An 18,582-nucleotide genomic window follows, 5' to 3' on the forward strand; every position below is an offset into this window, starting at 1 on the left:
ACGTTCAGCCGCGTCGGGCGAGACGCTGTTGGAGCCAGGTGAGAGTGGCCAGGCCGATCGTGCGTTTGGTCTGGACGATCGGTTCCAGTCCCGGCGGTGCCGGGCGGAGGGCGCTGCCGAGGAACGCGCCGGCATGGGCGGCGATGACACCGTCGACGGCGCGTGGGGGGAGTCCCGCGGCAATCGGGTGCTCCTGGAGGAAAGGGTCGGGATCGATGCGGTCGGCCGCGACGCTGGACAGCAGGATGACAAGGTCGATGATCGGCGAGCCGAGCCTGGCGTGGGGCCAGTCGACGAACCAGACGTGGTCGTCGGTAAGCAGGATGTTGTGCGGGAACAGGTCGAAGTGAACAAGGGATTCGCCGTATGCGAACCGATGCCCTTCCTGTTCGGCGCTGACGAGTAGCGCCAGGTTGTCCGCCGCCCACCGGGACCGCTCCGGCAGTAGTCCCAGTAGTTCACGATCCGCGGCGACGTCGGCCCATCCGCCCAGCCGGGGATGCTCGTGCGACAGTGGCACAGGCGTGGGGGTCGGCCTCTGCGCGAGGCCCGTAAGCCGCGCGAGCACTCGCCTCAGCTCGGAAGTGGTCCAGGGGTTGCGCGGGTTCGATGCCGTCGATGTGCTCGAAGGCCAGTGCCACCCAGTCCCCGTCGTCGATGGCCCCGATCATCCGGGGCGCTGGAATGTCCGCAGGTCGCGCCCTCCTGAACTACGTCACCTTGGGGCAGAGGGTGCCGTTGCTCGGGGGTGACAAGGAGACCAGGTAGCGGTCTACGGCGTCGTCGATGCAGGTGGAGCCGGTGCGGTAGGCGGTGTGGCCGTCGCCGTCGTAGCTGAGCAGGACGCCGGAGCTCAGCTCCGAGGCCAGGGACTTCGCCCATTCGTACGGCGTGGCCGGGTCGCGTTGGGTGCCGACGACCATGATAGGGGGCGAACCGGCGGCCTTGAGGGGCTTGTTGGTGCCCGTCGGCTTGACCGGCCAGTATTCGCACGGCAGCGAGCCCCACATGACGTACGCCCCGAAGTGCGGCGACTCCTTCTGCGCCGCCCGCGCGGCGTCCTCGTACGCGGAGATCTTGTGCGGGTACGGATGGTCGAGGCAGTTGACGGCCATGTTGGCCTCGGTCTGGTTGGAGTACGTCCCGTCCTGGTGCCGGTCGACCAGGATGTCGGCCAGCTTCAGCAACGTCGTGCCGTCGCCGCGGAACGCCTGGCCGAGGGCGGCCCGCAGGACCGGCCACGAGCGCTTGTCGTAGAGCGCGGTGACGATGCCGAGCGTCGTCCAGGACTCGTCGATCTTGCGGCTGTCGCCGGTGTTGTTACGCAGCGGCTGCTGGTCGGTGGCCTGCAACAGGTTCGTGAGCTGCGTCAGCGCCATGTCGGTGTTCCTGGAGGAGAACGGGCACGAGGACTCCTTGAAGCAGTCGTCCAAGAACGAGCGGAAGGCCACCTCGAAACCGCGCGCCTGGGCGGCGTTGACATCCGGCACCGGCGCGAGAGCGGGGTCGATGGCCCCGTCGAGCACCAAGGCGCGGACCTTCTTCGGGAACAGGTCCGCGTAGACCGCGCCCAGGTACGTGCCGTACGACTTGCCCAGGTAGGTCAGGCCCTGGTCGCCGAGGGCGGCCCGCAGGACGTCCATGTCGCGAGCGGCGTCGGCTGTGCCGACGTGCGGCAGGAGCTTGGCCGACTTGGCCTCGCACCCCTCCGCGAACTCCTTGGCCCCCCTCGCCAGCGCGGCGACCTCGGCGGGGTTGTCGGGCGTGCCGTCGAGCCCGATGAACTTGTCCAGTTGCGCACCGGTGAGGCAGCGGACGGGCGAGGACTCGCCGACGCCTCGCGGGTCGAAGCCCACGGTGTCGAACCGGGACAGGACGGCCGGGCTCAGCACGGTCTTGGCGGCGCGGGCGTACTCGATGCCGGACCCCCCGGGCCCTCCCGGGTTGAGCAGGATCGAGCCGACGCGCTCGCCGCCCGTGGCCGGGAGCCGCACCACGCTGATCTTGATCTGCTCGCCCCCGGGGTTGGCGTAGTCGAGCGGGACGTTCAGGTGACCGCACTGGAAGTTGTCCTTGCAGGGCGTCCAGGCGATCTTCTGGGTGTAGAAGGGCGCGAGCGCCTCCGAGGGCGCCTGGGTGGCGGCGGCGCCGGCCGGGGGATCGACCGGTGACGATCCGTCCCTCGGATGGTCCGCGTTTCCCTTGGCGGAGCACCCCGAGGCGATCAGCATCGCCGCGACAAGAGCGGTAGCCGTACGGCTAGCGCCTGAAAAGCGCATCATGCGCCGACCACCTATCCCCCGTTGTGGAACGCCGGCCGGTTGATCACCCACGCGGCGCTTAGTTACTACCCCGCCCACCTGGGATTTCACTCCTCAGTGGATTCCTGCCCACCGTACTTCGCATCGTGCTGCAGGCGGGGTGCGCACACGCTCGCTCGCGAGCAGGCGCACCGGCGACCCCCGTCGTTCAACCGCACCACGACCGAGTCGGAAGGCACATTGTGCCCGACGACGGTTCCCGGGCCTTCGGGTGTGTCCACCGCGACCCCCACGCGCGGCGCCGATGCGCGGAACTCCTGGTACAAGGGGTGTTCGTACTTCAGGCAGCACATCAGACGCCCGCAGGCTCCGGCGATGCGCAGCGGATTGACCGGGAGATCCTGGTCCTTGGCCATGCGGACCGACACGGGCTCGAAGTCCTTGAGGAAGGTCGCGCAGCACAGGTCACGGCCGCAGGGGCCGATGCCGCCCTGCAACCGCGCCTCGTCACGCGGCCCGATCTGCCGTAACTCGACCCTGGCCCTCAGGTTGCGGGCCAGGTCCCGGACGAGCGCGCGGAAGTCGACCCGGTGCGGAGCGGAGAAGTACACCGTGTAGACGTTGTCGGCGTCGAGGTAGTCGACGCCGACGATCTTCATGGGCAGCTCGTGCCGCTTGATCAGGCGCTTGGACACGCTGCGGGCCTCGGCGCGCCGGCGACGGTTCCCCTCGTCACGGCCGAGGTGCTCCTCGTCGGCGATGCCCTCGCAGACCGGCAGGCCGTCGATGTCCTCGCTGACCCACTGCGGCGCCCACACGCACTCGGCCACCTCGGGCCCGGCGTCGGTCGGGACCAGCACCTTGTCGCCGACCTTGGGACTGTGGCCGCCCGGATCGAGGTAGTAGAGCCTCCCGTAGCGAGCGAAGCTCACGGCCATGATCATGCCCACGGAACGCCTCAGCCTCCTCGCCGGTACGGCTCACGCTCGCGCACAACCGCACTCGCGAACCGATGCGCGCTTGGGCCCCACATTACGCGTACATCGCTTCCGAAAGGCAATACCCGCCCCGGCGCCACACCGGCCACCAGCGTGCCGCCCGAGGAGCGGAGCCGCCAGGGGATGGGCGTCAGATCATCGAACCTGGCCGCCAGAGGGAGACGGTCATCGCCTCGACGGCGATCTGGGGGTTCACGTTGGCGGCCAGACGCTCGCGGCAGAGCATGATCGCGTCGATCCGCCGCAGGGTGTCCTCCGGCGAGCTCGATCGCGCCAGCGCGGCGAGGTCCGGGCCGCGATCTTCGGTGGACAGCTCGACCTGGGCCCCGAACTGCACGGCGAGCACGTCACGGTAGAACGCGACCAGGTCGAGCAGCGCCACGTCGAGCGAGTCGCGCTTGATGCGGGTGGCCCGTGACTTCTGCTTGTCCTCCAGGTCCTTCATCGCGCCCGCTCCGCCGCGGACGAGCCCCCTGTTGAGCCCCTTGCCCGTGGACCCCTCGCCGTAGATCTTGCGCAGCTCGGTCGTCTCGGACTCGTTGAGGTGGGTGGTCGCCTCCTCCGCGTCCTCCGACGAGGTCTTGACCAGGCGCTCGGCGGCGTCGACGCACTCGCCGACGCCGGTCAGCGAGCGCGGCAGCGACAGCACCGCCTCGCGGCGGCGGCGTACCTCCTCGTCCAGGGCGAGCCGTCGCGCCCGGCCGACGTGCCCCTGCGTGGCCCGAGCGGCGAACAGCGCCATCTCCGGCGGCACGTTGTCGCGCGTGGCCAGCACGTGGGCGATCGCCGCCGTGGCCGGGGTGCGCAGGGTGACGACCCGGCACCGCGACCGGATGGTGATCACCATGTCGTCGGGAGAGGGCGAGCACAGCAGCCACACCGTGCGCGGCGGAGGCTCCTCGATGGCCTTGAGCAGGGCGTTCGCGGCGGCCTCCGTGGCCCGGTCGGCGTCCTCGAACAGCATGACCCGCCACCGCCCGAGCGTCGGAGCGCCCGAGGCCCGCAGCACCAGCTCGCGTGTCTGCTTGACGCTGTACGACAACCCCTGCGGACGTACCACCTCGACGTCGGGATGGGAGCCTACGCTCACCTGGTGGCACAGGTCGCAGTGGCCGCAGCCTCCGTCGGGGCAGAGCAGGGCCGCGGCGAAGGCCTGAGCGGCCTCGGAGCGCCCCGATCCGGGCGGGCCCGTGAACAGCCAGGCGTGGGTCATGCCCGCGCCGCGCCCTCCCGCGAGTGCCTCGGCACCGGCCTCCGCGGCACGCTGGAGCACGGCCGCCGCCTGCTCCTGGCCCACCAGGTCGTCGAAGACTGTCACGCAGGCCAGGTTAGTCGCGGATGGCGGGCATCGTGCCGGTGATGGCCTCGGTCTCCTGCGGGACGGGATCGGGAAGGATCTCCCGGACGCGGTCCTGGATCAGCCGGGAGATCTCCTCCTGGGTCTGGAGGCCGTCGACGACCAGGTAGCGGTCGGGGTCGGCGGCGGCCAGCGCCCGGAACTCACGGCGGACCCGCTCGTGGAACTCCAGGGGCTCGGACTCGATGCGGTCGGCGGGCGAGCCCAGCCTGGCGAGCCCGACCGACGGCGGCACGTCGATCAGCACGGTGAGATCGGGCACCAGCGCGCCCGTGGCCCAGGAGTTCACCTTGGCGACGTCCTGCGCCTCCAGTTCCCGTCCGGCACCCTGGTAGGCCAGCGAGGAGTCGACGTACCGGTCACAGGTGACCATCGCCCCCCGGTAGAGCGCGGGCCTGATGACCTTCTCGACGTGCTCGGCGCGGTCGGCCGCGTACAGCAACGTCTCGGCGCGGGCGGAAAGCCCCTGGTGGGCGGCGTCCAGCAGGATGGCCCGGAGCCGCATGCCGATCTTGGTCGAGCCGGGCTCGCGGGTCTGGACGACGTCGAAGCCCTGGTCGCGCAGCCAGATGGCGGCCAGCCGCGACTGGGTCGTCTTGCCCGACCCCTCGCCGCCCTCGAAGGCGATGAACAGGCCGCGCGACTGCTCGGCGGTCTCGGGCACGAACCGCTCGCCGCGCAGGGCGGCCATCAGGTCGGACCCGATGGGCACGTGGCGCCGGTCGTCCATGTGCCGCAGGGCGAGCACGCCGACGGCGACCGCCACGATGGCGCCGATCAGCATGACGAGGTTGGGGCCGTCGAAGTTGTAGGCCACCCCGGCGCCGATCGTGAACCGGTGCTTGCCGAACAGGCCGGCGAGGGCGGGGGCGACGGCGACCACGAGGAGGAGGGTGACCCGGGCGAGCGACTGCAGGAAGGAGAACGTGCGGCCGCGCATGCCGTCTTCGACTTCCAGGCCGATCAGCGTGTACCCGATGATCCACGCGATGCCCGCGCACGCGCCGAGCACGACGACCAGCATGACCACGATCACCAGGTTGTGGATGAGCGCGGTGGCGGCGAGCACGATGCCGGCCGTGATGATCGCGAGCCCGAACAGGCGCCGCCGCGACAGCTCGCTCAGCAGGCGGGGGCCGAAGAAGATGCCGAGGGCCATGCCGACGAACACCGCGGCGAAGACCATGCCGTACGCGGCGTCCCCGCCGCCGAGCGTGACCACGTACACCTTGGCGATGCCGATGACCGCGCCGCCCGCCGCGAACGCCCCCAGCATGCCGATGACCAGGCCGCGGACCATGCGGTTGGCGCCGACGTACCGCCAGCCCTCGACGATCTGCCTGAGCATCGACGGCGTGGAGACCCGGGTGGTGTGCCCCTTGGGGATGCTCTTGAGCGTGAAGATCAGGAACGCGGAGATCAGATAGGCCAGGGCGTTGATGACCAGCGCCGGATGCGCGGGCTCCCAGGCCATGCTCGGGACGGCCTTGCCCAGCACCTCGACGACCACCGAGATCACCGCGAACAGCGCCGCGGCGACCGGCGCCGTGCCGTACGTCACCAGCAGGTTGAGCTGGTTGGCCTCCTCCAGCCGCTCTTTGGGCACCAGGTTGGGCACGGTCGCGTCCTTGGCGGGCACCCAGAAGAGGTTCACGCACTCGACGAGGAACGTGGCGACGATGATCCACTGGTAGCTGTTGACCAGCGGGATCGACAGCACTAGGGCGAACCGCAGCAGGTCGCTGAAGAACATCGTGAGCCGCCGGTCGAACCGGTCGGCGAACGCGCCGGCGAGCGGCCCGAGCACGACGGCGGGCAGCATCTTGACGACGAAGACGCCGCCGATGGCGAGGCTCTGCGCCTGGTAGCCGGAGTTCCTGGTGAGGTACGCGGCGAAGGCCGTGATCGCGATGATGTTCAGCCAGTCGCCCAGGCTGCAGACCGCCATGGCCGTCCAGAGCCGACGAAATGGTGCGTTCGCCAGCACGTGCGGGGATTTACGACGCGTAGCGGACCGGCCGGAGGTGGTCATGATGTCAGCGTATCCAGGTGCTCGCTGGGCTGGGGCGGATCGAAGGCAGGACCGAATCGCCTGCCCGCTCCTCTCCCGAGCGTATTACCTACCCGGCGCCTCTCGCAGGCGACATGCAGGGAAAGGTCAGATTGATCCCGCATTGGCGGGACGCCCGAAGCGGACAACCTTGCCGGCGAAGACCACCCAGCGGTCACCAGAGGGGCGACGGCCCTGTGCCTGGCGACACCCCGAAAGTAACCCGGACGCGAGGAATCGCGACAAAGACGGTGCCCACTACAGGCCACCCTCTTGCCAACGATAAGGTAACCCTGTCCTAATTTAGGCAAGGCTAAGGCAAGCATCAGGGAGACCACAGTGTTCGCGAGTTACCTCATCGGTCTGAGAGAGGGCCTCGAAGCGACCCTTGTCGTCTCCATCCTTGTCGCCTTCCTGGTGAAGAGCGACCGCCGCGACAGGCTGCCGCTCGTGTGGATCGGGGTCGCCGCGGCCGTGGCCCTGTCGGTCTCGTTCGGCGCGCTGCTCACCTTCACCGCCGCACAGCTCGACTCGCGCCAGCACGAGCTGTTCGACGCGATCGCGTCGCTCGCCGCAACGGTGTTCGTCACCTTCATGATCTTCTGGATGCGTACGGCCGCCCGGCGCCTGTCCGGCGACCTGCGCGCGAAGCTCAGCGACGCGCTGAACCTCGGCGCCGGGGCCGTCGTCGTCATGGCCTTCCTCGCGGTGGCGCGCGAGGGGCTGGAGACCGCGCTGCTGTTCTTCGCCGCCGCCCAGGGCGCGACCACCAGCTCCACCCCGCTCATCGGCATCTCCCTCGGCCTCGCCACCTCGATCGCGCTCGGCTGGGCGCTGTACGCGAGCGCGCTGCGCATCAACCTCGGCAAGTTCTTCACCTGGACCGGCCTGCTGCTGATCGTGGTGGCCGCGGGCATCTTCAAGTACGGCGTGCACGACCTCATCGAGGCCGGCGTGGTCCGTGTGCTGGACACTCCGGCCTTCGACCTGACGAGCGCCCTGCCGCCCGACGCCTGGTACACGACCCTGCTCAGCGGCATCTTCAACTTCACCCCGCAGCCCAGCATCCTGGAGACCATCGCCTGGGTGGCCTACCTCGTGCCGGTGCTGTTGCTGTTCATCGTGCCTTCCCGCAAGGGACCCGGCGCCTCACGCGCGCCGTCCGCGGCCGCCGCGTCCACCTCCTCCTGACCCCTTTCCTCCCTCATGACCTCGATAGATGCGACCCCGGTCGACCCGAACTGGAGAACCATGCGTACCCCCCTTGCCCTCACCGCAGGCGCGCTGGCCCTGGCGGGGCTCACCGCCTGCTCGTCGACGAGCGGCGGGGATGACACGGCCGCCCAGTCCTCCGGCAAGCCCGGCAAGATCACAGTCGCCGCCTCCGACACCGACTGCAAGGTCTCCACGGCCGCCCTGCCCGCCGGCACCTCGACGTTCTCCGTCACCAACGGGGGCAGCAAGGTCACCGAGTTCTACGTGTACGCCGCCGGTGACCGCGTCATGGGCGAGGTGGAGAACATCGTCCCCGGGCTCACCCGCGAGGTCCTCATCGAGCTGCCCGCGGGCGCGTACGAGGCGGCCTGCAAGCCCGGCATGATCGGCAAGGGCATCCGCAACCCGCTGAAGGTCACCGGCGCGGCCGTACCGCTCACCGACGACGCCAAGCTCGCCAAGGCGACCACCGACTACCAGCGGTACGTGAAGAGCCAGAGCGAAACCCTGCTGGTCAAGACCCAGGAGTTCGTGGACGCCGTCAAGGCGGGCGACATCGACAAGGCCAAGGCGCTGTTCCCGATCGCCCGCACGTACTGGGAGCGCATCGAGCCCGTCGCCGAGAGCTTCGGCGACCTCGACCCCGCCATCGACGCCCGCGAGGGCGATCTGGCCAAGGGCGAGGAGTGGACCGGATTCCACAAGATCGAAAAGGACCTGTGGGTCACGAAGGACATCAGCAAGGACGGTCCGATCGCGGACAAGCTGATGGCCGACGTGAAGGAGATCGTCGCGAGGTCGATCACGGAGAAGGTCGCCCCCCTCAAGCTGGCGAGCGGCGCCAAGGAGCTCCTCGACGAGGTCGCCACCGGCAAGATCACCGGCGAGGAGGACCGCTACTCGCACACCGACCTGTGGGACTTCGCCGCCAACCTCGAAGGGTCGCAGGCGGCGGTCTCCGCCCTCCGCCCGGTCCTGGACGAGCGCGCCCCCGACCTCGCCAAGACGCTGGACGAGAAGTTCGCGGCGGCCGAGGACACCCTGGTCAAGCACAGGTCGGGCGACGGCTGGAAGCTCCACACCGAGCTGTCCAAGGCCGACCTCAAGGAACTGTCCGATGCCATCAACGCCCTCGCGGAGCCGATCAGCAAGGTGGCCGCAGTGGTGGCCCAGTGAGCCGGCCCCGTCCCACCGCGGGACCGCGTACGGGCAGGGCCGCAGGTTCGAGACCGCAAACGGGCGAGGAGGCGAAGTGACGCAGATCAACCGCCGCAGGCTGTTCGGGATGGGGGCGGCCGGCGTGGCCGCCGTCGGTGTGGGGGCATTCGCCACCCACTCCGTGCTGGAGGGCGCGGCGCCCGCCGCCGCGGCCTCCGCCTCCGATCCCGTGCCGTTCTACGGCGAGCACCAGGCCGGCATCGTCACCCCCGCCCAGGACCGCCTGCACTTCGTCAGCTTCGACGTCATCACCAAGAAGCGCGCCGAGCTGGTCGACCTGCTCCAGGAGTGGACCGCGGCGGCGGCTCGGATGACCCAGGGCAAGGACGCGGGGACGTTCGGCGCCGTCGGCGGCGCGATCGAGGCCCCGCCGGACGACACCGGCGAGGCGCTCGGCCTGCCCGCCTCCGGGCTCACCATCACCATCGGCTTCGGGCCGTCGCTGTTCGACGCCCGCTTCGGGCTCGCGAGCAAGAGACCCGCCGCCCTGGCCGACCTGCCGAAGTTCCCCGGCGAGGACCTCCTCGCCGAGATCTCCGGCGGCGACATCTGCGTCCAGGCCTGCGCCCACGACCCGCAGGTCGCGGTGCACGCGGTACGCAACCTGGCGAGGATCGGCTTCGGCAAGGTGTCGATCCGCTGGTCGCAGCTCGGCTTCGGCCGTACGTCCTCGACCTCGCGCGCGCAGGCCACCCCGCGCAACCTGATGGGCTTCAAGGACGGCACCAACAACCTCAAGCTCGAAGACGCCGCCCTGCTCAGGCAGCAGCTGTGGGCCGCACCCGGGGACGGGCCCGCGTGGATGGACGGCGGCAGCTACATGGTCACGCGCAAGATCCGCATGAACATCGAGACCTGGGACAGGACCTCCCTGTCCGAGCAGCAGCAGATCTTCGGCCGCGACAAGGGCGAGGGCGCGCCGCTCGGCAAGAAGCACGAGTTCGACCAGCTCGACTTCGCCGCCAAGGACCCCGAAGGCGCCCCGGTCATCGCGATGGACTCCCACGTACGGCTCGCGCACCCCTCGACGCACGGGAACGCCCACCTGCTCCGGCGGGGCTACAACTACGTGGACGGCTCCGACGGGCTCGGACGGCTCGACGCCGGGCTGTTCTTCATCGCCTACCAGCGGGACCCGCACAAGCAGTTCGTCCCCATCCAGATGGAGCTGGCCCGCAAGGACTCCCTGAACGAGTACATCAAGCACGTCTCCAGCGGCCTGTTCGCCTGCCCGCCGGGACTCCGCGACGCCGGCGACTACTGGGGCCGGACCCTGTTCGCCTGAGCGCTCGACGACGCCCCTGAGGACGTACATCTCTACGTGCCTGCCGACGACGCCGGGCTGGGAGGCTCTCAACGCGTCTGAGGACGCCTCACATCGAGCGTGAGGCGTCCTCAGACGGGCGTCAGGACTTCGCGCCGGCCTTCGCGCGCGGGCGCTTCGGCGCCGGGCCGCGGGCGCGGCGCTCCGCGAGGAGCTCGGCGGCGCGCTCGATCGTGATCTCCTCCACGGAGTCTTCCTTGCGCAGCGACGCGTTGGTCTCGCCGTCGGTCGCGTATGGCCCGAAACGGCCCTCCTTGACCACGACCGGCTTCTTGGAGACCGGGTCCACGCCGAGCTCCCGCAGCGGCGGGGCGGCGGCCGCACGGCCCCGTCCCCGCTGCTTGGGCTGGGCGAACAGCTCCTTGGCCTGCTCGATCGTGACCGTGAAGAGCTCCTCTTCCGAGGCCAGCGAGCGTGAGTCGGTGCCCTTCTTGATGTACGGCCCGAACCTGCCGTTCTGCGCGGTGACCTCCTCGCCGTCGACCTCCCCCAGCACTCGGGGCAAGGACAGCAGCTTGAGCGCGTCGTCCAGCGACACGGTGTCCAGCGACATCGACTTGAGCAGGGAGCTCGTACGCGGCTTGGCCGCGACCTTCTTGGTCTTCTTCTTGCCGTCGGCGGGAGGCTCCTCCTCGGGCAGCAACTCGGTCACGTACGGCCCGAAACGCCCGGTCTTGGCCACGATCATGTGCCCGGTGGCCGGGTCGGCCCCCAGCTCACGCTCGCCGCTCGGCTGGCTGAACAGCTCCTCGGCCTTCTCGGCCGTGAGCTCGTCGGGCGCGAGGTCCTCGGGGACGTTGACGCGTGCCCCGTCGCGGTCGAGGTAGGGGCCGTACCGCCCGACGCGGATCACGATGTCGGTGCCCTTGATCGGGAACGAGCTGATCTCGCGGGCGTCGATGTCCCCGAGGTCGCTCACCAGCTCCTTGAGGCCGTCGTCGCCCTGCTCGCCGTAGTAGAACCGGCGCAGCTCGGGCACCCGCTCGGCCCTGGCGTTGGCGATGTCGTCGAGTACCTTCTCCATCTCGGCGGTGAAGTCGTAGTCGACGAGGTTGCCGAAGTGCCGTTCGAGCAGGTTGACCACGGCGAACGCCAGGAAGGACGGCACCAGCGCCGTGCCCTTCTTGAAGACGTATCCCCGGTCGAGGATCGTGCCGATGATCGACGCGTACGTCGACGGGCGGCCGATCTCGCGATCCTCCAGCTCCTTGACCAGCGACGCCTCGGTGAAGCGGGACGGCGGGCGGGTCGAGTGGCCCTCGGCCGCCAGCTCCAGGGCCGCCAGCGGGTCGCCCTGGCCGAGGTTGGGGAGCCGGCTCACCGAGTCGTCACGGGCGGTCGAGGGGTCGTCCGCCCCCTCCACGTACGCCTTCAGGAAGCCGTAGAACGTGATCGTGCGGCCGGAGGCGCTGAACTCGACGCTCTCGCCGGTGCTGGAGGTGCCGCCGATGCGCACGCTGACCGACTCGCCGACGGCGTCCTTCATCTGGGAGGCCACCGTGCGCTGCCAGATCAGCTCGTACAGCCGGAACATGTCCTGGGTGAGGCCGGTCTCGCCGGGCGTGCGGAACTCGTCCCCAGAGGGCCTGATGGCCTCGTGAGCCTCCTGGGCGTTCTTGACCTTGCTCGCGTACACCCTGGGCTTGTCCGGGACGTACTCCGAGCCGTACAGCCGCACGGCCTGGTTCCTGGCAGCGGTCAGCGCCGTCTCGGACAGCGTCGTGCTGTCGGTACGCATGTAGGTGATGAAGCCGTTCTCGTACAGCTTCTGGGCGACCTGCATCGTGTACTTGGCGGAGAAGCCGAGCTTCCGGCTGGCCTCCTGCTGCAGGGTCGTCGTCCGAAAGGGAGCGTACGGCTTGCGTGTGTACGGCTTGCTCTCGACCGACGTGACCGAATAGGCGGAGCCCTCCAGGCGCTGCGCCAGGGCGCGTGCGGCCTGCTCGTCGAGGTGGAGGGTCTCGGGGCTCTTGATCGTGCCGGTGCTGGCGAAGTCGCGGCCCTGCGCGACCCTGCGGCCGTCCACGCCGGTCAGGGTCGCGTTGAAGGACCTCGGGTCCTCGTCGCGGCCGGTGTCGAAGAGCGCCTGAAGGTCCCAGTAATCGGCCGAGGTGAACGCGATGCGCTCGCGCTCGCGCTCGACGACCAGCCTCGTGGCCACCGACTGGACGCGGCCGGCCGACAGGCGGGGCTTGACCTTCTTCCACAGGACCGGGCTGACCTCGTAGCCGTAGAGCCTGTCGAGGATGCGGCGGGTCTCCTGCGCGTCGACCAGGCGGAGGTTCAGGGCACGCGGGTTAGAGACCGCCTCGCGGATGGCCTGGGGCGTGATCTCGTGGAACACCATGCGGTGCACGGGGACCTTGGGCTTCAGCACCTCCTGCAGGTGCCAGGCGATCGCCTCGCCCTCGCGGTCCTCGTCAGTGGCGAGATAGAGCTCGTCGGCGTCCTTGAGAAGCTGCTTGAGCTTGGACACCTGCGATTTCTTGTCCGGGTTGACAACGTAGAGAGGCTCGAACTCGTGGTCCACGTTGACCCCGAGGCGGGCCCATGCCTCGCCCTTGTACCTCTCGGGGATGTCGTCGGCCTTTTCGGGCAAATCCCGAATATGGCCGATGCTGGACTCCACGATATAGCCGCGCCCGAGGTACCCGGCGATCGTCTTCGCCTTCGCGGGCGACTCGACGATCACCAGGCGGGTTCCGCCGGCGTTGCCGTTGTTGGCTGGCACGCTGCTTCCTACCTCGCTGTTCGCTGTCGTTCTCCTGCCGATCACGCACGAAGCGCCTAGGCGGCGCCCCGGTTGATCCGTCACAGGCATGAAGGTAACCCGTCGGACTACCCGGTCACTTACCGGTGTTCACCTACCTGGACCCGATACCCACGAGGACGCAGAATAGAGCCCAGAGAGTGCCAGCGTCCCCTTGCACACCCTTCGGAGACTAACCGCTGTGCTCGAGTACTCCTATTTGGACCTGTACCTCCCGCGCGGGACCACGCGGGAAACCGCCCGCAGGGTTCTTACTGAGCATGCCGAATACGGACATTGGGAGCTGGACCTCCTGCGGCTGTATCCCGATGGCCGTCGGTACGTACGGCTGCGCCGCAAGATCCTACGAGTGGCCAGCACACTGTAATCTCCGTCGGCCCCACTGTAACCCCCCCGGACATGGCTTTGCCCGCTCCGGGCCGCGCCCCCGGAACGGGCAAAGCATCTGTGCTTCGCCGCGCGAGTCCAGCTCAGCGGCCCAGGACCGCGGCCGTTCTCGCGGCGGCGAAGCGTCTATGGCTCCGCCGTGATATCACGGCGGAGGGTCTGCGATCGGCCGTTGGGTCACGGCGAACGATCTGGAGCCACAGCTAGTCGGCTCACTTCCGGCGCAGGCGGAGACGACGAGTGCCGGCGAACAGGGTGGCCGAGACGGCGAACAGGGCGCCCACGAGAAGGGCCGCCAGCGAGCCGGCGTTCATGCCCGTGACACCCAGCGGCTGCTCGGCGCTCATCAGGCCCGTGTTGACCGGCAGGTCGCGGGTCATCGAGCCGTTGACGACGCCGGAGGCCGGGGTACCGGAAAGAACCTTGCCCACGGGCCCGAGCGGGCTGTCGGCCGCGGGCGCCTGCGGCTTCTGGACCCCATCGGCGCGGCCCGGCGTCGCCGGGAGCTCGGGCAGGCCGAGCGCCTTCCCCAGCCCGCCGACCGGAAGCGCCTCACCGGACCCGCGCGTCAGCTCACTCGCCTCACCGGACCGTCGGTTCAGGTCGCCCGTGCCGCCGGACTGACGGGTCAGGTCGCCCGCCGCGCGCTCTCCCTGGAGGGCCGAAAGGAGGGGCGTCTCGGAGAGCAGACCGTAACCGGCTGGCCTGGCGCCGGAAACCTGGCCCGAGCTGCGCGCCCAGTGACCGTACCCTCCCTGACCGCCGTTGCCGCCGTTGCCGCCGCCCGCGTGAGCGCCGCCCAGGCAACCCGCCGCGGCGTCGCCGAGGACGGCCACCGCGTTGCCGCAGACGTTGATCGGCGCCGTGATCGGGGCGACGATCTGGTTGCCGCCGAGGATGCTGTGGCGCCCGTCGGTGAGGTTGCCGCCCGCGCCGCGACCCCCGCCGCCCTTCACCGAAGCGCCGCCACGGCACCCGGAGAACGCCTCACCGAACACGGCGACGGAGTTGCCGCACACGTTGATCGGCGCCGTGATCGGAGCGACGATCTGGTTGCCCCCGAGCACCGAGGAGTGCCCGGACGTGCGGTTGCCACCCGCGCCGCCCCCACGACCGGCGGGCGGGACGCTGATGCCGCCCTCGCAGCCCGCGCTGCCGTTGCCGACGGCGTTGCCGCAGACGTTGATCGGCGCCGTGATCGGGGCGATGATCTGGTTGCCGCCGAGGATGCTGTGGCGCCCGTCGGTGAGGTTGCCGCCTGCCCCAGGGCCGCGTCGCGGGCCGTTCCCGTTGTAGCCGTTGCCGCCACCGCCACCCTTGACGTGCGCGCCGCCACGGCACCCGGAGAACGCCTCACCGAGCACGGCGACGGAGTTGCCGCAGATGTTGATCGGAGCGGTGATCGGAGCGACGATCTGGTTGCCGCCGAGGACGGAGGAGTGACCGGACGTACGGTTGCCACCCGCGCCCCGCCCGCCGCCGCCGTTCTGGACCGACGCACCACCCCGGCAGCCCGCGGTGGCCTCGCCGATGACCGCGACCGCGTTGCCGCAGGCGTTGATCGGAGCGTTGATCGGAGCGACGATCTGGTTGCCGCCGAGGACGCTGTGGCGCCCGTCGGTGAGGTTGCCGCCAGCGCCACCACCTCCGCCGCCGTTTCTCACGGTCGCGCCGCCCTGGCAACCGGCGTCGGACCGCCCGACCAGGGAGACGGCGTTGCCACAGGCGTTGACGGGGGCGCTGATCGGCGCGTTCACCTGGTTGCCGCCCAGCACGCTGCCGTGCCCGGAGGTGCTGCCCTGGATGCCGCCCGCGCCGGAGCCGCCCTGGACGGACGAGCCGCCACGGGACGAGGCCGACGACTCGCCCGCCACGGCGACGGCGTTGCCGCTGATGTCGATGGGGATGTTGATCGGCAGGTTGATCTGGTTGCCGCCGCCCACCGAACCGCTGCCGGAGGTGTCGGCCAGAGCCGTACCACTGCTGAGAGCCATGACGCCTACCGCAAGAAGAGCTGCGGGAGCGGAGCCCTTCGCCCACGTTCGCATAACAGATCGCTCCTTGGTGATTTCTTGGGGGGAGTTCCTGACAGACCGCGAAGAGCACAAGGGGAAGCCACATGAGAGGCCGCACAGCCGCACGGTGGAGCCCGAGGTCGTCGCGAGACTGGAAATGACGTGTCACCCGCGCGGAGACGGCACAGGTCACTCCCGGGGGGAAGAGATCGGCAGCGCGCTCCGCTACCGGCCGGACAGCTCAGGTCGGGGCCGGTACAGAGGCGGGATCAGTCGGGAGAGAAAGAAGGGTCATCCGCTGCGGTGCGGACGACAGGGGCGGGCGCACTCGCCGTGAGGACGGGCGCGACCATGAGCCGCGGGTCGAAAACAGACCTCGCGACATCCCCGAGACCCGGCCCGTACGGACCGGAGCCACCACCCCGGGGAACGAAGCCATTGTCCCCGGCTGAGTGGTCGGCGGTGGATGGTGCGGGAAGAGCGGGCTTCGACTGGCTGGTGAGCCCGTCGACGGTCCGCCCGGCCATCGCCCCGGCGTCTGCCAGGGCGCTGTCGCTGACCGTGGGGAAACCGCCGGCCAAGGCCGACCCGGCAGCGACATGAGGGGGTGTGGAGACGGAATGATCCGCCGCTCCGGCCTTGGCGGCCTTCGCGGCGTCGGACTGGCCGACCCTGATCGTTTTAGAGGCTTCGACAGCCGGCGCGCGACCCGCGGGGATGTGGGCATCCGCGACCGCGGGAGAGGCGCCTAGACAGGCGAAGAGAACGCTCAGGAGCCAGCCGGCGGCGATCAGGCCGCCGATGGCCAGCAGACGACCGAACCGGGAGCCGGCCACGAACCGTGCCATCCGGTTTTCCCGCGTCACGATCGCCTGGGCCTGACCGCCTGAAGCGGTCACGGGCACGCATGGAGTGACGGCGGGCGACTCAGCCCTCCGCCGCCCTTTCGGCATGCGTGCCACGTGACCTCCCCGAACTCCTCGATCAACCCATTCGCAGGGCAGATCATCGGACCAACCCCTCAACGGAAAGTTACCGTAGCAGCACCAGGAGTGATGGCAACGGTTTTTTGAGGAACACGTCAGGAGCCGTCGATGAAACGGTCAAGAACCCGGACCCCGAACTTGAGCGAATCCACCGGAACCCGCTCATCGATGCCGTGGAACATCCCGGAGAAGTCCAGGTCGGCGGGCAGCTTCAGCGGCGCGAATCCGAACCCCCGGATGCCCAGGCGGCTGAAGGCCTTGAGGTCCGTGCCCCCCGACAGCGTGTACGGCACCGCCCGCGCGTCCGGGTCCTCCGCGTGCAGCGCGTCGGCCATCGCACGCACGAGAGGCCCTTCGAAGGCCGTCTCCACCGCGACGTCGTGGTAGACGAACTCCCTGGTCACGTTGGGCCCCAGCAGGTCGTCCAGGGTCGTGAAGAACTCCTCCTCGTACCCCGGCAGGAAACGGCCGTCCACGTGCGCGGTGGCGGTCTGCGGGATCACGTTCGCCTTGTACCCGGCGGCGAGCATAGTCGGGTTCGCCGTGTTCCGAAGCGTCGCGCCGATCATGCGGGCGAGCGGGCCCAGCTTCGCGACCGTGGCTTCGGCGTCGCCGGCCTCCAGCTCGATGTCGAAGGCCTCGTGGAAGAAGGCCCGCACCGTCGGCGTAAGCCGTACCGGCCACTCATAGCGCCCGATGCGTGCGACGGCCTCCGCCAGCTCCGTTACGGCGTTCTCGCTGTTCAGCATCGAGCCGTGCCCCGCGCGCCCGGCGGCGGTGAGCCTCATCCAGGCGATGCCCTTCTCGGCGGCCTCGATCAGGTAGAGCCGCCTGGCCTCGTCGACGGAGACGCTGAACCCGCCGACTTCGCCGATCGCCTCGGTGCATCCCTCGAACAGGTCCTTGTGCTCGGTGGACAGCCACTGCGCGCCGTAGTGGCCGCCGGCCTCCTCGTCCGCCGTGAACGCGAGCACGATGTCGCGCGGCGGCCTGCGCCCCTCGCTCAGACGCTGCCGGACGACCGCGAGGATCATGGCGTCCATGTCCTTCATGTCCACCGCGCCGCGCCCCCAGACGCAGCCGTCGGCGATCTCCCCGCTCAGCGGGTGATGGGTCCAGTCGCCGGCGTTGAAAGGGACGACGTCAAGGTGCCCATGGAGCAGCAACGCCTCACGGCCGGGGTCGGCCCCCTGGATGCGGGCGATCACGTTGGCCCGTTTGCTGTCGCTCTCCAGGATCCGCGGCTCCAGCCCGACCTCGGCCAGCTTGCCCGCGACGTACTCGGCGGCGATCCGTTCCCCCGGCCCCGCGTTGTCCCCTGCGTTCGTCGTATCTATGCGGATCAGGTCGCGGCACAGCTCGACGACCTCGTCCTCGGCATTGAACGCGGTCATACGTGCTCCTTCGGCTCGGTACGCGCTAACGCCCACCATCCTGCCGCCCAAGCACGCCCACAAGCATCCCGGCCTGCCGCGAAGCACCACCCACACCACCCCAGGCCCCCCACCCAAGCCACCCCAGGCCTGCCGCCCAAGCACCGCTCCAGCCACCCCGGCCCGCCCGCCCGAGGAGCCCACCGCGCGTCCCGGCCCGCCGCCCGGGAAGACCTCCGGGCACCCCGGCTTCCGCCCAAGGAGACCCTCGGCACAGGCCCACCGCACCCGCGTCCGAATCCCGGTATGACGCAGTGCCCGTTGTTTGCTAACCTGGTGCAGCCGACGCGGGGAGACGTTCTCACGTGCAGGCACCACTGTCCGGGTGGCGGAATAGGCAGACGCGCTAGCTTGAGGTGCTAGTGCCCTTTACGGGGCATGGGGGTTCAAGTCCCCCCTCGGACACGTACCTTTCGCACATGTGGGGGTCCGGTTGCAACTGGGCCTCCACTAGCTGTCTCTCGGGGTAGTACGTCAGCCGCAGCCCGATCTCCGCGTAGACCTGAGCCTTGTCGTTCGGATCGGCCTCCGCCAGAACCTGCATGTGGTCCTCGATCGCGGTCACCAT

Annotated in this window: 13 protein-coding genes and 1 tRNA gene; 5 read left to right on the top strand and 9 right to left on the bottom strand. The window is 69.7% G+C overall.

Annotated features, from left to right (window positions below; translation table 11 throughout):
- Window positions 1–4: 4 nt before the first annotated feature.
- From ACGFIV_RS01815 to tmk, 5 genes are all read right to left on the bottom strand, one after another.
- The gene (locus ACGFIV_RS01815) at window positions 5–568 is read right to left on the bottom strand and encodes a phosphotransferase (protein ID WP_358557952.1); all 564 of its coding nucleotides are present in this window, start codon (window positions 566–568) and stop codon (window positions 5–7) included.
- A 142-nt stretch (window positions 569–710) separates the two neighbouring features.
- Window positions 711–2,231: an alpha/beta hydrolase gene (locus tag ACGFIV_RS01820; protein WP_358557949.1), complete on the bottom strand. Its 1,521-nt coding sequence runs from the start codon at window positions 2,229–2,231 to the stop codon at window positions 711–713.
- A gap of 137 nt (window positions 2,232–2,368) precedes the next feature.
- On the bottom strand, window positions 2,369–3,205 hold the full coding sequence (locus ACGFIV_RS01825; RefSeq protein WP_358557961.1) for a regulatory iron-sulfur-containing complex subunit RicT: 837 nt from the start codon (window positions 3,203–3,205) through the stop codon (window positions 2,369–2,371).
- A gap of 184 nt (window positions 3,206–3,389) precedes the next feature.
- The gene (locus ACGFIV_RS01830) at window positions 3,390–4,577 is read right to left on the bottom strand and encodes a DNA polymerase III subunit delta' (RefSeq protein ID WP_392831061.1); all 1,188 of its coding nucleotides are present in this window, start codon (window positions 4,575–4,577) and stop codon (window positions 3,390–3,392) included.
- Between the two features lie 10 nt (window positions 4,578–4,587).
- A complete protein-coding gene (gene tmk, locus ACGFIV_RS01835) occupies window positions 4,588–6,648 on the bottom strand; it encodes a dTMP kinase (protein WP_358557943.1) in 2,061 nt (686 codons plus the stop codon).
- Between the two features lie 357 nt (window positions 6,649–7,005).
- Between tmk and efeU the strand changes: the two genes are divergently transcribed.
- From efeU to efeB, 3 genes are all read left to right on the top strand, one after another.
- The gene (gene efeU / locus ACGFIV_RS01840; RefSeq protein WP_358557940.1) at window positions 7,006–7,857 is read left to right on the top strand and encodes an iron uptake transporter permease EfeU; all 852 of its coding nucleotides are present in this window, start codon (window positions 7,006–7,008) and stop codon (window positions 7,855–7,857) included.
- A gap of 60 nt (window positions 7,858–7,917) precedes the next feature.
- Window positions 7,918–9,057 carry an iron uptake system protein EfeO gene (efeO, locus tag ACGFIV_RS01845; protein ID WP_392831066.1) on the top strand — a complete coding sequence of 380 codons (1,140 nt, stop codon included), beginning with the start codon at window positions 7,918–7,920 and terminating at the stop codon, window positions 9,055–9,057.
- A gap of 76 nt (window positions 9,058–9,133) precedes the next feature.
- Window positions 9,134–10,384 carry an iron uptake transporter deferrochelatase/peroxidase subunit gene (gene efeB / locus ACGFIV_RS01850; RefSeq protein WP_358557934.1) on the top strand — a complete coding sequence of 417 codons (1,251 nt, stop codon included), beginning with the start codon at window positions 9,134–9,136 and terminating at the stop codon, window positions 10,382–10,384.
- A gap of 121 nt (window positions 10,385–10,505) precedes the next feature.
- On the opposite strand, the gene topA is transcribed toward efeB, so the two are convergent.
- Window positions 10,506–13,154: a type I DNA topoisomerase gene (gene topA, locus ACGFIV_RS01855; protein ID WP_392831070.1), complete on the bottom strand. Its 2,649-nt coding sequence runs from the start codon at window positions 13,152–13,154 to the stop codon at window positions 10,506–10,508.
- Between the two features lie 220 nt (window positions 13,155–13,374).
- Here topA and ACGFIV_RS01860 point away from each other — a divergent pair, with 220 nt between their 5' ends.
- Complete coding sequence (locus ACGFIV_RS01860; RefSeq protein ID WP_358557927.1) at window positions 13,375–13,560, top strand: DUF5703 family protein; 186 nt, start codon at window positions 13,375–13,377, stop codon at window positions 13,558–13,560.
- A gap of 232 nt (window positions 13,561–13,792) precedes the next feature.
- On the opposite strand, the gene ACGFIV_RS01865 is transcribed toward ACGFIV_RS01860, so the two are convergent.
- From ACGFIV_RS01865 to ACGFIV_RS01875, 3 genes are all read right to left on the bottom strand, one after another.
- Window positions 13,793–15,574 carry a chaplin family protein gene (locus ACGFIV_RS01865; RefSeq protein ID WP_392831074.1) on the bottom strand — a complete coding sequence of 594 codons (1,782 nt, stop codon included), beginning with the start codon at window positions 15,572–15,574 and terminating at the stop codon, window positions 13,793–13,795.
- A gap of 290 nt (window positions 15,575–15,864) precedes the next feature.
- On the bottom strand, window positions 15,865–16,443 hold the full coding sequence (locus ACGFIV_RS01870; protein WP_392831076.1) for a hypothetical protein: 579 nt from the start codon (window positions 16,441–16,443) through the stop codon (window positions 15,865–15,867).
- Window positions 16,444–16,676: 233 nt separating this feature from the next.
- A complete protein-coding gene (locus ACGFIV_RS01875; protein WP_392831079.1) occupies window positions 16,677–17,975 on the bottom strand; it encodes a M20/M25/M40 family metallo-hydrolase in 1,299 nt (432 codons plus the stop codon).
- A gap of 358 nt (window positions 17,976–18,333) precedes the next feature.
- Between ACGFIV_RS01875 and ACGFIV_RS01880 the strand changes: the two genes are divergently transcribed.
- Window positions 18,334–18,419 (top strand) — tRNA-Leu (locus ACGFIV_RS01880).
- Window positions 18,420–18,582 lie beyond the last annotated feature (163 nt).

The organism is Sphaerisporangium sp. NPDC049003 (assembly GCF_043197795.1).
Taxonomy (GTDB): domain Bacteria; phylum Actinomycetota; class Actinomycetes; order Streptosporangiales; family Streptosporangiaceae; genus Sphaerisporangium.

What these genes read in the sequence shown, in the direction of transcription:
- ACGFIV_RS01865 (WP_392831074.1), bottom strand. Translation starts at nt 15,574, where the DNA reads ATGGCTCTCAGCAGTGGTACGGCTCTGGCCGACACCTCCGGCAGCGGT.
- efeO (WP_392831066.1), top strand. Translation starts at nt 7,918, where the DNA reads ATGCGTACCCCCCTTGCCCTCACCGCAGGCGCGCTGGCCCTGGCGGGG.
- ACGFIV_RS01875 (WP_392831079.1), bottom strand. Translation starts at nt 17,975, where the DNA reads ATGACCGCGTTCAATGCCGAGGACGAGGTCGTCGAGCTGTGCCGCGAC.
- ACGFIV_RS01870 (WP_392831076.1), bottom strand. Translation starts at nt 16,443, where the DNA reads ATGGCACGGTTCGTGGCCGGCTCCCGGTTCGGTCGTCTGCTGGCCATC.
- tmk (WP_358557943.1), bottom strand. Translation starts at nt 6,648, where the DNA reads ATGACCACCTCCGGCCGGTCCGCTACGCGTCGTAAATCCCCGCACGTG.
- ACGFIV_RS01825 (WP_358557961.1), bottom strand. Translation starts at nt 3,205, where the DNA reads ATGATCATGGCCGTGAGCTTCGCTCGCTACGGGAGGCTCTACTACCTC.
- ACGFIV_RS01820 (WP_358557949.1), bottom strand. Translation starts at nt 2,231, where the DNA reads ATGCTGATCGCCTCGGGGTGCTCCGCCAAGGGAAACGCGGACCATCCG.